The organism is Candidatus Binatia bacterium (assembly GCA_036563615.1).
Lineage (GTDB): Bacteria > Desulfobacterota > Binatia > UBA12015 > UBA12015 > DATCMB01.
This window is the reverse complement of sequence record DATCMB010000013.1, coordinates 66371-82490: the sequence shown is the minus strand read 5'-3', so window position 1 is coordinate 82490 and position 16120 is coordinate 66371. Positions and strand designations below refer to the sequence as shown.

8 protein-coding genes are annotated in these 16120 nt (G+C 73.5%); 3 read left to right on the top strand and 5 right to left on the bottom strand.

Features of this window, described 5'->3' with window-relative positions:
• The first annotated feature begins 122 nt into the window (after positions 1–122).
• Positions 123–4772, top strand: coding sequence for a beta-propeller fold lactonase family protein (locus VIS07_10045; protein HEY8515840.1), 4650 nt, complete (start codon positions 123–125; stop codon positions 4770–4772).
• A gap of 1 nt (position 4773) precedes the next feature.
• The gene (locus VIS07_10040; protein ID HEY8515839.1) at positions 4774–5847 is read left to right on the top strand and encodes a fatty acid desaturase; all 1074 of its coding nucleotides are present in this window, start codon (positions 4774–4776) and stop codon (positions 5845–5847) included.
• Here VIS07_10040 and VIS07_10035 read toward each other — a convergent pair.
• The 5 genes from VIS07_10035 to VIS07_10015 are packed head-to-tail and all read right to left on the bottom strand — an operon-like array spanning position 5766 to position 15009.
• Positions 5766–6950, bottom strand: a complete 1185-nt coding sequence (locus tag VIS07_10035) for a class I SAM-dependent methyltransferase (GenBank protein HEY8515838.1) — start codon at positions 6948–6950, stop codon at positions 5766–5768. The two genes, VIS07_10040 and VIS07_10035, sit on opposite strands and share 82 nt — an antisense overlap.
• Positions 6943–8505, bottom strand: a complete 1563-nt coding sequence (gene lnt, locus VIS07_10030; protein HEY8515837.1) for an apolipoprotein N-acyltransferase — start codon at positions 8503–8505, stop codon at positions 6943–6945. Before lnt ends, VIS07_10035 begins: the two co-directional genes overlap by 8 nt.
• On the bottom strand, positions 8502–13115 hold the full coding sequence (locus VIS07_10025) for an adenylate/guanylate cyclase domain-containing protein (protein HEY8515836.1): 4614 nt from the start codon (positions 13113–13115) through the stop codon (positions 8502–8504). The genes lnt and VIS07_10025 overlap by 4 nt, the downstream gene beginning before the upstream one ends.
• Positions 13112–13486, bottom strand: coding sequence for a hypothetical protein (locus VIS07_10020; GenBank protein HEY8515835.1), 375 nt, complete (start codon positions 13484–13486; stop codon positions 13112–13114). Before VIS07_10020 ends, VIS07_10025 begins: the two co-directional genes overlap by 4 nt.
• The gene (locus VIS07_10015; GenBank protein HEY8515834.1) at positions 13483–15009 is read right to left on the bottom strand and encodes a sigma 54-interacting transcriptional regulator; all 1527 of its coding nucleotides are present in this window, start codon (positions 15007–15009) and stop codon (positions 13483–13485) included. The genes VIS07_10020 and VIS07_10015 overlap by 4 nt, the downstream gene beginning before the upstream one ends.
• Before the next feature lie 300 nt (positions 15010–15309).
• On the opposite strand from VIS07_10015, the gene VIS07_10010 reads away from it, so the two are divergent.
• Positions 15310–16050 carry a hypothetical protein gene (locus VIS07_10010; GenBank protein ID HEY8515833.1) on the top strand — a complete coding sequence of 247 codons (741 nt, stop codon included), beginning with the start codon at positions 15310–15312 and terminating at the stop codon, positions 16048–16050.
• The last annotated feature ends 70 nt before the right edge of the window (positions 16051–16120 follow it).

The window sequence follows — 16120 nt, the reverse complement described above, 5'->3', positions numbered from 1 at the left end:
CGCCGCAACGTCCGGCACGCAGGCTGCTCCCCCGCGCGCCGATGGCGTCCCGCGAACATCGTCGACAAGCACCGCCGTACAGGAGTACGCAGGTCGGTAGGCCCCACCGCGAGGAGGCGACGATGGACCGGAAGCAGCCGAGTCCGATCGAGGGCGCAGCGGACGAGCCGGCCGTCGCCGCCGAGGAGCGGCGACGCCCGAGCGCGCGGCGCAGCCTGCGCCCGCGTCCGCTGGTATTCTTGACGACGGCGGCGGCGCTGCTCGCCGTGCTCGCGGGCGCGCGGAGCGCGCACGCGCTGTGCAACATCATCCCGCCCGCGCAGAGCGCGTTCCCCTCGACGCAGGGCAGCGTCCGCAGCCCGATCGCCGCACCGGGCGACGAGGTGACGATCTCGCTCGACGCCTGCGATCCTGGCCAGGGCTTCCACACCACGCCGACCAGCAACGTCGTGACGATCACCTTCCTGCCGGCGGGCGATCCGCAGGCGGTCGTCGCCGTGACCTCCGGCATCGCCGTCGAGGAGTGCGCCGCGCCGCCGGGTCCATGCTTGACGCTGCGCTTTCCGATGCCGTCGACGACGAGCGCCCTCCATCCCGACGGCCTCGCGGGCCCGGCCGAGATCCGCGTCACGAACGGCGGCGAGACCGTCGCGCTGATCGGCCCGCTCTTCCAGCCGCGTCCCGACACGACCTGCGACAAGGCGCCCGAAACCATCTTCCGGAACTTCACGGTGCTGCCGCCGCCGAACGTCTTCCAGGAGCTGATCGACGATCCCTCGACCCGCGTGCTCGCGGCGCTCGACGGCAGCGGCTCGCTGCTGATCCCGTTCGACTACCGCGACGTGCTGCCGCTCGGACCCGCCGCGCCGGTCGCCGCGCTGCTCTCCGGCTCGACGACGATCGACGCCTTCCAGGGCTCCGGACAGCCGATCGCGATCCCCGACTCGAAGTGGGTGCGCTCGTTCACCATCGACGGCCGCCCGGTGCCGCCGCTTCTCCGCGCGACCGACGCCGGCAACGAGGTGTTCGGCGCGAGCGACGGCGCCGAGGGCATCGTGCGCGTCGCGCGCTCGCTCGACGGCGCGCCGCCGATCTTCGACCTCACGTACCTGCGCACGAGCAACGGACGCGGCCCTGTTGTGATTGACGCAGGTCGCTACACCGTCGAGCCCGGCGTCGCGGTTCCGCTCGCGAATCTGCGCGCGTCCTCGACCACCGCCGCGTTCGCGCGCGACGAATCGATCGAGGGCAACCTGAACGGGCCGCCGTTCAGCCCCGACGCCGACACCGACGACGACGTCGTGCAGATCGTCGACGTGCCGACGTTCACCAGCACCCTCACCGGACGCGCCGCCTCGCCGATCGTCAATCCCATCACCGGCGGCGTCGTCGAGACGGCGGACGGTCTGGTCGCCTTCCTCGAGTCCGAGGCGCAGCAGGGTGGGCTCGATCTCGACGGCGACGGCGAGCCCGCGACCGACGACGTGCTGCGCGTCCTCACCGCGAGCGGCGAGGAGCTCACGCCGACGTCGCCCGCCGCGGCGCTCGTCGGCAGCCCGTTCCCGGGCGTCGACCGCAAGCCGATCGCGATCGACGGCACGCTCGTCTACTTCCGCGAGCCCGCGGTCGGCTTCCAGGCGCCGAGCGGGCTCCTCGATCAGGCGCTCGGCGTCGCCGTGAGCCCGGACGGCCGTCTCATCGCGACGACCAACCCGACGACCGCGGTCGGCTGCGGCGAGGTGCGCGTGCGCCGTCGCGACGGCGCAACCGGAAGGTTCGTGCCGCTCGCGCTGCCGGGGACGCGCACGACGTGCGGCGTGACCAACGGGGTCGACGACGTCGTGTTCAGCCCGTCCGGGCGCCTGCTCTACACCGCAGCGCCGACGGCGGGACGCGTCGCCGCGTTCCGCGTCGACGCGTCGCCCGAGACGATCTCGGTCGGCGGCGGCATCGCCGAGACCAGCGTCGCCGTGCCCGGCGCGAGCCGGCTCGCGGTGACGCCGTTCACGCCCGACGGCACCGTGCTCGCGCGCCGCGCGTCGCTGTACGCGACCTCGATCGTCGAGGACAGCATCACGGCGTTCGACGTCTCCGAGAGCGACATCGAGGTGCAGCCGACGCTCGGGCTCGCGCGCATCGTGCAGAACGCGGCGAGCTGCATCCCGACGGCGACGCGCGAGTGTCTCGCGAACCTGGTGAACCCGCGCGGCGTCGCGACCAGCCCGGACGGACGCCACGTCTACGTCGCGGTCGAGGGCAGCAGCCGCATCGCGGTGTTCACGCGGCTGATCGGCTCGGCCGTGATCAATCGCGTGCAGGAGCTCGTCGACGACGGCAACGGCGGTCCGCTGCTCGCGAATCCCTTCGACGTCGCGGTGAGCCCCGACGGCCGCTTCGTCTACGCGCTGTCCGGCACCGAGGACGGGATCACGATTTTTTCGCGCGACGCCGGCACCGGGCTCCTCACCTTCGTCGGCACCGTGCCGCAGGGGATCGACGCCGACGGCATCGGCGGCGGGCGCAGCGTCGAGGTCAGCCCGGACGGGATCGGCCTCTACTACGTCAACTCGGCGGCGCAGGTCGTGGTCTTCGCGCGCAACACCGCGACCGGCCTTCTCACCTTCGATCGCCGGGTCGGCGGCGGCTTCTCCGGGCTCACCTCGGTCGGGCTCGCGATCAGCCCGGACAGCGAGCACGTCTACGTGCAGAACGGCAACCAGGACGCGGGCGATCTGTTCTCGCGCGAGAGTCGGCTGCGCGCCTTCGACGTGGCGACCGGCGCGACCCGCCCCGGCCTCGACGCGCAGACCTCGAGCGCGAAGCTCGCCTCGGTCGCCGCCGGCCACGCGGCGTTCATCCGTCCGTCGGAAGCGCTCGGCATGCTGCTGCCGAGCGTGTCGCTCTACGATGCGGCGTCCGACGCGCTCCTCGAGCTCCACCCCGCGTCCGCCTTCGGCAACAAGGTCGCGCTGTCGGCGCAGATCCTCGCCGTCGCCGCGCCGGAGAAGGTCTTCGTCGGCAATGCCGACAGCGACGGCACGATCGACGAGGACACGCTCGTCGTCGCGTCGCTCGCGACGCCGGCTGCCCCGCCCGCGGTCGTGGGCGTCGATGCGATCGAGGTCGGCGCGACCGACGTCTGCGTCGGGGGCGCGTTCGCCGGCGACGCGTGCGACGGCGACGGGGATTGCCCCGGCGGCGCCTGCCGCGGCGTCGCGGTCGCGACCTACGGCAACAAGGTGATCGACTTCGAGAGCGGCGCGGAGGACGTGTCGCTCGCGATCCAGCGCAGCGGCGTGCCGGGCTTCGTCGGCGTCGGGCGCAACGTCGTCGACTTCGAGGCGAGCGGCAACCTGATCGCGTTCCGCGACCGCGAGACCGGCGTCTTTCGCGTGAACTGCTCGGATCCGAACGAGCTCGCGTACGACAATCCCGACGGCGACTGCACGGACATCGTGATGCGCGTCTACGACCTGGTGACCAACCAGGTGCTCGACACCAACCAGGCGACGGTGCGCTGCGAGCAGCCGGGCTGCGAGCCGGGGCTCCCGTACAAGATCTTGTGCTCGACGTCGAGCGACGGACGTCGCTCGTGCGACGCGGTCGCGTTCCTCACGCGCGAGCAGGATCAGGGCGGGCAGGACCTCGACGGCGACGGCGACGCGAACGACACCGTCGTGCAGATCTTCAACGTGCGCACCGCGCGTCGGCAGGTCGTGAGCACGCGCGGGCAATTCCGCATGCCGCCGCTGCCGACCACCTTCCTCGGCGAGCCGATCCTCTACCAGGAGGCGCACGAGGCCGACCTCGGCCGCGACGTCAACGAGGACGGCGATCAGAACGACGTCGTCGTGCTGGTCGACGGCGACACGGACGGCGACGGCGTCTTCGACGCGAAGGACCTGTGCGTCGAGCAGCCGGACCCCGATCAGCGCGACAGCGACGGCGACGGGCTCGGCGACGCGTGCGATCCGACGCCGCGCTGCCCGCCGGTCGCGCCGCCCGCGCCGCCCAAGCCGCCGGCCGCCGCCAACGCCTGCCAGGACGCGATCGGCCGCGGCACGCAGAAGCTCTTCAAGACCTACGCGAAGGCGCTCTCGTCGTGCCTCGACCGCTTCGCGTCGGGCCGCGTGACCGGCGATCCCGACGTCGCGTGTCGGGCGCAGAGCGGCTTCGGCGGCTCGACGCCGGGGCTGCCGACCGATCCGGCGACCGCGAGCCGGATCACGCGCGCGCTCTCGGCGCTCGAGACCACGCTCGCGCGGCAGTGCACGCCGGCCGTGCTCGCGCAGCTCGACGCCTGCGCGACGACGGTGCCCGCCCTCGTCACCTGCCTGCGCCGGCAGGCCGCGCTTGCCGCGATCGAGGTGTCGGAGGTCGCCTACGGCAACCTCGTGCGCATCACCGACGCGAAGCGGCTGCGCTGCCAGAAGGTGATCGGCCGGCAAGCCGTCAACTATACGTCGGTCGCCGGCGACGCGCTGCGCGCGTGTCTCGACCGCGTCAACGACGGCAAGCTCGCGGGCGACGCGGCGCAGCTCTGTCTCGGCGCGGACGGGCCGCTCGGCGTGATCTCCCCGACGGATACGCGCACCGCGCGCAAGCTCGCGACCGCGGAGCAGAGGCTTCGGAGCGCGCTCGCGCAGCCGTGCGCGGGGCAGGCGGCGCCGCTCGATGCCTGCGGCGACGATCCCGCGAGCGTCGCCACGTGCGCACGCTGCAGCGGCTACCGCGAGGCGCTCGGCCTCATCGAGGCGTCGTACGGACCCTAGCGTGCGAAACGAGCCGGCGACGGTGCCGCTGCGCGAGCTGCGGGCCGCGGTGCCCACGCGCTGCTTCGCGCCGTCGACCGCGCGCTCGCTCGCGCACCTGGCGTTCGACGTCGCGCTGCTCGCGACGCTCTACGCGCTCGCCTGGCGCGCGCCCGCGTGGACCGCGCCGCTCTATTGGCTTGCACAGGGCACGATGCTCTGGGCGCTGTTCGTCCTCGGCCACGACTGCGGGCACGGCGCGTTCTCGCGCCGGCGCTGGCTCAACGGGCTCGTCGGCCACCTGACGCACACGCCGCTCCTCGTCCCGTACCACGCCTGGCGGATCAGCCACCGCATCCACCACCGCCACGTCGGCGACGTCGAGCGCGACGAGACCTGGGTGCCGCTGACCGCGACGCAGATCGCGTCGTTGCCCTGGTACGTCCGCCTGCTGCGCTTCCGGCTGCCGCTCGTCGCCTTTCCGTTCTACCTCGTGCGGCGCTCGCCGGGCCGCGTGGGCTCGCACTTCGCGCCGCGCGGGGCGCTGTTCCGCGACGGCGAGCGGGCGCGCGTCGCGCTGAGCGTCGCGGCGTGCGCGGCGTTCGGCGCGTTGCTCGTGGCGTTCGCGGTCGTCGCGGGTCCAGGTGCGCTCGTGCGCTGGTACGTCGGGCCGTGGCTCGTCTTCGTCGTCTGGATCGACCTCGTGACGCTGCTGCACCACACCGCGCCGGGCGTGCCGTGGTACCGCGGTGCTGCGTGGAGCTTCGCGCGCGGCGCGCTCTCGACCCTCGACCGGCGCTACGGCGCTCTCGAGTGGCTGCACCACGACGCCGGCTGCCACGTCGTGCACCACCTCTTTCCGACGATCCCGCACTATCGCCTGCGCGAGGCGGCGCGGGCCGTGCGTCCGCTGCTCGGCGAGAGCTACCGCGAGGACCGCCGGGCGCTGCTCGTCGCCCTGCGTGAAGCGATTCGCGACTGCCATGCGGTGCCGGAGAGCGGCGACGTCGCGCTCTACGAGCCGCGCCGCGAGGCGAAGGTCGGCGCACGCTCGCTCGCGAGCGGCGCGGGATCGCGTCCCGCGACGACGTGGTAGGCCTGCGTGCGGTTGGTCGCGAGGAAGTGCTGCGAGCCGCGCAGGAAGAGCAGGAACGCGCGCACCGTGCTCTCGCCGAAGTCGCGCGCGAGCTGTGCTCGGTGCGCTTCGAGCGCGTCCGCCCAGTCGCGCACCGTGCAGGCGTAGCTCAGCGTGTCGTCGCGCATCTCGTGCACGTTGAAGCCGTGCGTGAGCAGCGCGCGCACGAGCCGCGCCGGGTTCACGTAGGTGATCGGTCCCGGCCAGATGTGTCGCTTCATGAAGCGTCCGATCGCGAAGTCGGTGCGCTGCGCGCAGAAGTCGGCCCACACGCGCGCGTGCGGCGCGAGGTGGCGGGCGAGGAACGCCGCGACGCGTTCGTACTCCGGGTTGTGCTCGAGCGTGCCCATGAACACCGCGCCGTCGAACGGGCGCGCGGGACGGAAGACGCGCAGATGGACGAGCTCGCTCGTGCACGGCAGGCGCAGCCGCTCGATCAGCGCGCTCACGAAGCGGTGCTGCGCCTCGGAGATCGTGATCGAGCGCACGCGAATTCCCTGCAGCCCGGCGTACTCGACGAAGCAGCCCCAGCCGCCGCCCATGTCGAGCACCTCCATGCCGGGCTCGAGCCCGAGCGCGTCGATCGCGGTCTGCATCTTGCGCGCCATCGCGTCCGCGATCGGCTCGTCGTCGCGCGCGTAGAGGCCGTGCGAGTAGCAGCGCCAGCGGTCGAGCCAGGGCAAAAAGAACTCCGCCGGGCGGTCGTAGTGAAACGCGATCGACTCGCGGTCGTAGGCGAGGCGGTCGCGCACGAGGAGACGCAGGGCGAGGCGCGCGCGGTCGAGCAGCGAGGCGTCGAGCGTCAAGGTCTCGGTGACCTTCATCACCTCGAGCAGCGAGCCGTCGACGTCGATGTCGCCGCGCAGGTAGGCTTCGGCGAGCCCCAAGTGGTCGCCGCGCGCGAGCGCGCGCAGCGGCTCCTCGCTGCGGAAGGTGACGACGGCGCGCGGCGGCGGCGCGCCGATCGTGAGCGGCTCGCTCCCAGGCACCTGCACGGTCAGCGCGGCGCCCGCCGCCGCGAGACGCTCCGCGTGGCGCGCGAGCGCCGCGCGCGCGTCAAGCACGGCGCACCGCCGCGGCGAGCGCGACCACGGCGCACGCCCAGCCGAAGAGGTCACCGAAGCGCACGTACGGCGTGAGCTCGCGTCGTGGCACGACGTCCGCGTCGATCGCGGACCGCTCGTCGAGCGCCGCGTACGCGACGACGCGGCCGCGCGGGTCGATCAGCGCCGACGGTCCCGAGGTCGACGAGCGCACGAGCCAGCGCCGCGTCTCGATCGCGCGCAGGCGCGACATCTCGAACACGATCGCCGCGTAGCGCTCCGCGCCCACCCAGCCGTCGTTGCTCAGGTTGACGAGCAGCTCGGCGCCGCGCCGTACGCGGTCGCGCGCGACGTCGCCGTACAGCGCCTCGTTGCAGATCAGCACGCCGGCCGCGCCGGCGGGCGTCGGCAGCGGGTCGTGCCGCGCGCCGACGCTGAACTCGCGCACGCGCCCGAAGCGTCGCCGCAGCGCGCCCTGCGCCGGCAGCGGAAAGTACTCCGCGAACGGCACGAGGTACTGCTTCTCGTACACCGCGTGGACTTCCCCGGCGGGCGTCAAGACGAATGCCGCATTGAGATAGCGCGGCTCGCGCGGGCTCGCGCCGGGCGCGACGCGCGGCCCGCCGGTGAGCAGCACGGCGTCGTGCGCCGCGAGCACGCGCGCGATCGCGCGCCGGTAGGCGGGCTCGTCCTCGAGGAAGAAGGTCAGCGCGTTCTCCGGCCAGACGACGAGACGCGCGGGACGGCGCGCGAGCGCCGCGTCGGTCGAGCGCAGGTACGCTTCCAGGTTCTCGCCGTAGAGCTCGGGCCGCCATTGCGAGCCCAGATCGAGGTTGCCCTGGATGACCGCGACCGGCACGGGCGCGCCGTCGTCCGCAGCGACGACGGCTGTTGCCCCGTCAGCGGTGCCGAGCGAGCGCGCCGCACCGTAGGCCAGCACGAGCGCGACGACGCCGGCCGCGGCGAGTAGCCCGCGTCGCGCGCCCGCACGCTCCGCCGCACGCGTCCGCGCGTCGAGCTCACGGCGCATCGCGACGAGCTGCGCGAGCGCGGCATTGACGGCGGCGACGGCGAAGCACACGCCGAACACCCCGGTGACCTCCGCGATCTGCACGAGCGGTGGCGCCGGCACCAGCGCGTAGCCGACGAGCGCCCACGGATTGCCCGCTGGCGACACCGCACGCAGCAGCTCGGACGCGGTCCACGCGGCGGCGCCGAGCAGCACGCCCGCGGCACCGCCGTAGCGCGCGACCCGCCGGTAGAGGAGCGCGAACAGCACGGTGTACGGCGCGACGGTGACGAGCGCGCAGATCAGGAAGACCGCGACCCCGACCGACGCCGGCTGCGCGTAGTAGCGCGTCACCGCGACCGGCATCCAGGTGCCGACCGAGTACGCCGCGACGACGCCCCAGACGACGCCGAGCCCGATCACGCGCAGCACGCCGGCGCCGCGCAGCGCGAGGAAGAACGGCGCCAGCGTGACCCAGGCGACGAGGTGCCAGCCGAGCGGCGGGAAGGCGAGCCCGTAGCAGGCCGCCGACAGCAGCGTGCACGGGAGCGCCGAGCGTCCCGTCATGCCGCGCTGCCGATGGTCGCGAGCTCTTGCTCGAGACCGAGGACCTCGAAGCAGCGCCGCGCGTCGATCAGGTGCTGGCGCGCGCTGCGTCCGCCGACCACGTCTCCCGCGCGCCCGGCGGCGAGCAGACGCTGCGCGATCTCGACCTGCGTGCGCGCGTGCTCGGCGCCGGCAGCGAGCCGGTCCGCCGCTTCGAGCGAGCGCTCCCACCAGCGCAGCGCGCGGCGCCGCTGCCCGACCAGCCAGCAGCAGGTGCCGGCGTGGCGGAACACCTCGGGACGGAGCCAGGCGACCCGCAGCGCGAGGCGCACCGCGCGCCGCACGCTGCGGCGAGCGTCGGAGAGCGCGTGCGAACGAGACATACTGGACGCGCGCTCGGCGCACGCCAGATCGAGCAGCGCGTGCGAGCGCGCGCAGTGCGCGCGGTGCAGCGGCGGCACGCGTCCGAGGCGCGCGATCAGCGCGTCCGCGTCGGCGAGCGTCGCGGCAGCCGCGCCGAGGTCGTCGAGCAGGACCTCCACCTTGGCCTTCATGCCGAGCGCGATCACGTTGAGCAGCGGCTCGTCGTGCTCGACGACGTAGGTCTCCGCTGCGCGCAGCGCCTCGGGCAGGCGGCGCTGCTCGAGCCGCAGCGTGGTGCAGACGCTGTGCCGATTCGAGCTCGCGAGGTCGTAGTCGTAGCGCTGCTCGATGTCGGCGATGCGCGCGACGCGCTCCTCGGCTTCGGCGAAGCGTCCCTGCAGGACGAGCTTCGTGCCTTCGAGCCCGAGGTGGGTCGCGACGTCCCAGAGCTGACCGCGTGCGACGCCGCCGGCGAGCAGCGCCGCGTCGATCTCGAGCTCGCGCGACCAGTCGCCGGCGAGGAACGCGTGCGTGAAGCGCATCATCTGGAACACCAGCACCTCGCTCGGATCGTCCGGGTCGAGGTAGCGCTCGGCGAGGCGCAGGAAGCGCGCGCTGACGTCGAACGAGATCCCGCTGTAGGCGAACAGCCCCGCGGTGCTCGCGAGCAGCGAGCAGGCGCCGGGCACGCTGGCGGGATCGAGCCGCGTCAAGCGCCGCAGCGCCTCCATCGTGTCGACGACGAAGCGCGTCGGGTCGCCGGTGGTCTGGGCGCGCGCGCGGTCGAGCATCAGCTCGAGGATCTCGAGGTCGCGCGCGCTCGCCGCGGGGCGTCGCCGTCCGACCGGCAGGTAGAGCGGCGGCAGCGACGCGAGCAGCGAGCGCACGAGGCTCAGCTCGAGGTCGCCGCGGCTGCGCGGCACGTGCACGCCGAGGCGGCCGAGCGCGCGGTTGAACTGCTCCGCGGCCTCGACCAGACGCCCGCGGTAGAAGTACGCGGTCGCGAGCTTCTTCTCGAGCGCGACGAGCTTCGCCGGGTCGCCACCGCCGCCGTGACGCTCGAGGTAGAGGCGCGAAGCCTCCTCGAAGAAGTACACCGCTTCCGCGGACGCCGACGCGCGCGCGGCGTCGTCGCCCGCGCGCAGCAGGTGCTCCTCGGCGCGCTCGACGTCGCGTCCGCGGCCCCAGTGGTAGGCGAGGAGCCCGTGCCGCGCCGGATCGCTCGCGTCGCCCTCGGCTTCGAGCGCCGCGGCGACGGCGCGGTGCAGCTCCTCACGGCGCGTCTGCAGGATCGCGTCGTAGGCGACCTCCTGGATCATCGGGTGCTTGACGGCGAGCTCGCTGCGTCCCTCGCGCGTGCGGTCGACGAGGAGCTGCGCGTCGAAGAGACGCTGCAGCGCGTCCGTCACGCCCTCACGATTGCCTGCCACTGCTTCGAGCAGACGTCGCGGGAAGCCGCGCCCGATGACCGCCGCGATCTGCAGCGCCTGCTTCGCGCTCGGATCGAGCCGATCGACGCGCGATAGGATGACCTCCTGCACGGTGCCCGGAACGACGACGTCGTCGAGCGCCGCTGCGACCTGCAGCTTGTCGCCGGAAGGTTCGAGCACGCCCTGCTCGACGAGGGTGCGCACGACCTCTTCGAGGAACAGCGGGCTGCCGGCGGCGTTGCCCTCGAGTCGCTCGCGCAGCGCGCGCGGCAGCTCGCCGTGCGCGAACAGGCCGGCGAGCAGACGGCGCACGCTCGAGCGGTCGAGCGGCTCGAGGTCGACGCGTCGGAAGCGCTCGCCGACGACTTCCTGCGCGACCGACGCGACCGCGTCGGCGCTGTCGGCGAAGCCCGGGCGCGCGGCGAACGCGAGCAGGATCGGAGCGTCGAGCGTCACGCGCACGAGGCTCGCGAGCATCTCGACCGACGAGCGATCCGCCCAGTGCAGATCCTCGAACACCACCGCGAGCGCCGTCGTCGCGGCGATGCCCTCGAGCAGCTCGCGCACCGCGCGCAGCACGAGCCGGTCGAGCGCGTCGCCCTTCACCGCGTCGACGCGCGCTTGCAGCTCCGGCGGCAAGCGCAGCGCCAGCACGACGGCGAGAAACGGCAGCAGCTCGTCCGCGGCCTCGCCGCGCACCGCGCGGCTCGCGGCGCGCAGCTTCGCGAGCGCGGCCTCGTCGTCGTCGCCGCGCTCGATCCCGGCGAAGGCCTGCAGCAGGTCGACGAACGGGTGGAAGCGCAAGGGCGCGCCGATCGCGAGCGAGCGTGCCTCGAGGCAGCGCACGCCGAGCGTCCGGGCGTGCGAGCGCAGCTCGTCGAGCAGGCGTGACTTGCCGATGCCGGGCTCGCCGAACAGCGCGAGCACCGAGCCGCGACCCGTCGCGACGTCGTCGACCGCGGCGCGAAGCCACTCGAGCTCCCGCTCGCGGCCGATCAGCTCCGCGAACAGCGTCTCGCCGCGCCCGAGACGCGGACGGTGCACGCGCACGTCTTCCGACAGCAGCTCGTAGGCTTCGTCCGTTGGCGCGCTTGCGGAGGAATGGTCGCCGTCCGTGGGCTCGACCCGCCGCACCTCGAAGCGGTCGCGCGTCGCGAGCACGGTCTCGCGGCCGAGGTAGATGCGGCCGTTCGGCGCGAGCGAGGTGAGGCGCGACGCGCGTCCGACCGACTCGCCCATCAGCGCGAACTCGCGCACCAGCGGACCGCTCACCTCGCCGGCGATGCCGAGCCCGGTGTCGATGCCGATGTGCACGTCGAGCGGCGTCACCAGCGCGCGGCGCTCGTTGTAGGCGCGGACGTTGCGGCGCATCTCGATCGCCGCGTTGACCGCGGCGCACGGCGCGTCCTCGATCGCGACCGGCACGCCGAACGTCGCCATGATGGCGTCGCCGAGATACTTGTCGACGGTGCCGCCCCACTTCTCGGCGGTCGCGTGCAGAAGGCGCAGGCAGCCGGTCACCGCGTCGTACGCCTCCGCCGGGTCGAGACGCTCGGAGAGCGCGGTGAAGCCCGAGATGTCGGCGAAGAGCACGGTCGCTCGGCGACGCTCGGCCTCGCCGCTGCGCTCGACGTCACCTTCCTGACGACGCTCGAACTCGAGCGCCGGCGCGACCAGCGCGCCGAAGATCAGGCGCAGCGGATGGCCGCGCGCACGCTCGAGGACGAGCCCGCGTGCGGCGTCGTCGAGCGACGAGCCGGCCTCGACGTGCGCGAGGAGCTCGCGCGCTTCGTCGTCGGAGAGCGCTGCGAGCGGAAGCTCTCGGTGGCGCGCGCCGGCGCGCGCCGCGGCGCGGGCGACGCGCACGGCGGTCGTCTCGTCGCGCGTCGCGACCAGCAGCAGCGCCGGATGAGCGGTCGCCGCCTCGCACAGTCCCGTCAGCGCGTCGTCCTCGAGCGGCGGCTGCGGCTCGTCGAGCGCCAGCGCGAGCGGACCGGCCGTGCTCGCGAGCGTCGCGTGGGCGGCGGCGAGCGTGCGCGCTGCGCGCAGCGCGAGCGAGCCGCCTTCCGCACGCTCCGCGGCGAGCTCATCGCCGAGCTCGTGCAGGAGACGCGTCTTGCCGGAGCCGACCTCGCCGACGAGCGTCACGACGCCGCCCACGCCGCCTTCGAGCTCGCGCAGCGCCGCGCGCAGCGCGCCGAGCTCGTCCGTCCGCCCGACGCGCGGCGTGAACACCGTCGCGCGCGGCCAGGCAGACTCGGTGTCGTCGGGCGCGGCGTGCGCCTCGTACGCCGCGACGCTCGTCGACTTGCCCTTCAGCGCGAGCGGCGCCATCGGCGTGAAGGCGAACAGCGCGCGCGCGTCGTCTGCGGCGTCGCCGCCGACGAAGACGCAGCCCGCCGGCGCGCGCTCCTTGAGACGCGCGGCGACGTTCACCGCGTCGCCCATGACGTGGAACTCGCGTACCACCGCGCCGCGCAGATCGCCGGCCGTCATCATGCCGCTGTTGACACCGGCCTTCAGCGCGAGCGCCACCGGCGATTGTACTTGACGGTTGTACGCCTCGACCGTGCGCTGCATCTCGAGCGCCGCGGCGAGCGCGGCCGCGGACGAGTTGTCGAGCGGCGCCGGGATGCCGAACACCGCCATCAGCGCGTCGCCGAGGTACTTGTCGACGACGCCGCCGTGACGCCGCGCGACGCCGTCGAGCAGCTTCAGGCAGCCGGTGACGATCGCGTACGCGTGCTCGACGCCGGCGCGCTCGCAGAGCGGCGTGAAGCCGACGATGTCGGCGAACAGCACGGTCGCGCGGCGGCGGTCGAGCGTGCGCGGGCTCATGCGTGGTCCCGTCCGGTCACGAGCCGCGCGCCGCCGCCAGCGAGCACGCCGACCAGCGCGCCGGTGCCGACGTTCAGGCTCGCGCAGTCCGGTCCGCAGCCCGGTGTGGCGAGCGACACGATCGCCGGCGGCAGCATGACCAGCGCGCCAAAGAGCGCGCCGCGCAGCCACCATGGTCGCGGCCACGTCGCCGCCGCGACCACGATGCCGATCAGCATGCGCGCCACGTACCAGCCCCACACCGCGACCGGTCCGTTGAGACGCACGCGCGCGAGCTTCTCCGGGATCGGGCCGTGCAGCAGGAACGGGATCCACGCGGCTGCGAGGCCGGCCGCGACGCAGACCAGCCGATACCGCGTGGCGGGGCTCATCGGAGCCCGAGGCGCTTCATCAAGCGGGACAGGTTCGACTGGGGCAGGCCGAGCCGTCGCGCCGCTTCGGTCTGGCTGCCGCCCGCCGCGTCGAGCGTGCGCTGGATCCGCAGCCGCGTGAAGGTGTCGATCGCGGCGCGCAGCTCGAGGTCGTCGGGCACGCCGTCGCCGCCGCCGTTGGTCGCCGGCGAGGGGAAGGGCTCGCGGATGTCGCGCGGCAGGTCGGCGACGCGGATCTGCGGACCCTTCGACAGCACGATCGCGCGCTCGACCGCGTTCTGCAGCTCGCGCACGTTGCCCGGCCACGAGTACGCGCACAGGCAGGCGAGCGCCTCGGGCGACACCTCGAGCAGCGGACGCTTCATTTCGCGGCAGAAGTGCTGCACGAAGTGCTCGACGAGCCCGGGCACGTCCTCCATGCGCTCGCGCAGCGGCGGCAGGTCGATCGTGATGACGTTCAGCCGGTAGTAGAGGTCCTCGCGGAAGGTGCGCGAGCGCACCGCCTCGCGCAGGTCGCGGTTGGTCGCGGCGACGATGCGCACGTCGACGCGGATCGTCTTCTCGCCGCCGACGCGCTGGAACTCGCGGTCCTGCAGCACGCGCAGCAGCTTCGCCTGCAGGGACGGCGCGAGGTCGCCGATCTCGTCGAGGAACAGCGTGCCGCCGTCGGCGATCTCGAAGCGTCCCTTGCGCTGCGCGACGGCGCCGGTGAAGGAGCCGCGCTCGTGGCCGAAGAGCTCGCTCTCGAGCAGCTCCGGACTGAGCGCCGTGCAGTTGACGGCGACGAACGGTCCGCTCGCGCGCGCGCTCCACTGGTGGACCGCGCGAGCGACGACTTCCTTGCCGGTGCCGGACTCGCCGAGCAGCAGCACCGTGCTCGACGACTCCGCCGCCGTGCGCGCGAGCTCGAGCACGCTCTGCATCGCGCCGCTCGGACCGAGCACGAGCTTGTAGCGCTCGCCCGCCGCGGCGCGCAGCTCGGCGTTCGAGCCGCGCAGCGCCGACATCGTCCGCGCGCGCTCGAGCGCGCTCGCGGCGACGCCGCCGAATGCCGTCAGCAGATCGAGGTCCGAGTCGGTGAAGCCGTCCGCGCGCTGCGGATTGATCGCCTCGATGATGCCGAGGATCCTGCCGCCGAAGCGCAGCGGCGCGCACAGGATCGCGCGCGTGCGAAAGCCGGTGCGCTCGTCGATGCCCTTGAAGAAGCGCGGGTCGCGCGACACGTCGTTGACCAGCACGCCCTCGCCGTGCTTCGCGACCCAGCCCGCGATGCCGACGCCGGTCTCGACCTCGAACTCGTCGAGCTTCGCGGGGCCGCGCGACAGCACGAAGCGCACGCGCGACCCGGTCGGGTCGACCAGCCCGATGCTCGCCGCCTCGAGGTCGAGGAGCGAGATGACGGCGTCGAGGATGGCCGAGAAGACGTCCGCGGGCTCCGCATCCCCCGCGAGGCGGGCGCTCGCGTCGACGAACCCTCGCCACCGACGTTCGCCGGCGTCGCGAGCTTCTGGCACGGCGGCCATCGGGCCGATCTTTGGTGCAAAGCAGGGGCCCGGTCAACGGCGATCCTCGGCGGGCGTCAAGCGTGCGATCGAACGGGCAGGACGACGGACGCGCAACGACCGATCGGCAGCAGCTCGAATCCGGTCGCGAGAAGGTCATCGACAGCTCGACCGTACATGGCCTAGCGGTCGCATCGTCTCCGTTCGAGGCGTCGATTTCTTGTTGGACGGCTTGGCGCAGCGCCGCCCGCGAAGGGTCGCGGTGGCTCTTCGCGAGTGCGCGTCCGCGCCGAGGAGGTCGCCACGCGTCGTTCGAGGCTGGTGCTCGCAGGTCTGTCGCTCACCGCGCTCGGCGCGGCGGCGCTCGCCGTCGCGGCGCCGACGGGGGTGCTCGGCGGCGTGCGCGGCTCGGGAATCCAGGCGACGCCCGACGGCGAGCGCACGCTGATCAGCAAGGACGTCGACGGCGCGCGCTGGCCGATCACGCGCAACGCCGACGACGGCACGGTGACCGGCAACGTCTACTTCCCCGACGGCGGCGAGCCGCTGTTTCCGTTCTTGCGAGGAGACGAGCGCGACCGGCGACGAGTGACGCCGTCCTGCTCGGGCGCCGAGGGCTGCGTCGCCGCGCCGTGCGGCGGCTTCGACTTCATCAGCGAGGTGACCCTGCCGCTCTCGTTCTTCGCGCTGCCCGAGCCGCCGCCGCTGCCGCAAGGAGCGCTCGGACGCCGGCGCTTCTCGATCGACCCGCAGGCGAGCGGGCTGCGCTCGTACAGCGCCTTCGGTCCGACCGACGCGCTCGGCTCCGAGGGCGAGGACGAGCCGCACGCCGGCGTCTGCACCGGGCCGCCCGTCCTCGGCACGAGCCGAGGAGGACGGTCCGGGGACGCTGGTTCTCGGTTCCGTGACCTACGACCTCGAGCCGCCGAGCTTCCCCGGCCTGCGCGTCGACGTGATCACCGACTTCCTCTTCGACGACTGAGGTTCGGAGCGCGCGCGATCTGCGACGTCGCCGTGTCGCGGCGGCGTCGGACGGTGCGACAATCGAGCAAAGTCGGTTGAATGCCGTGTGCGGTGGGCGCATAAACGGCGCGGCGGCGTGGTCCACGGAAGGCCGACTCGCGCAGCGAGG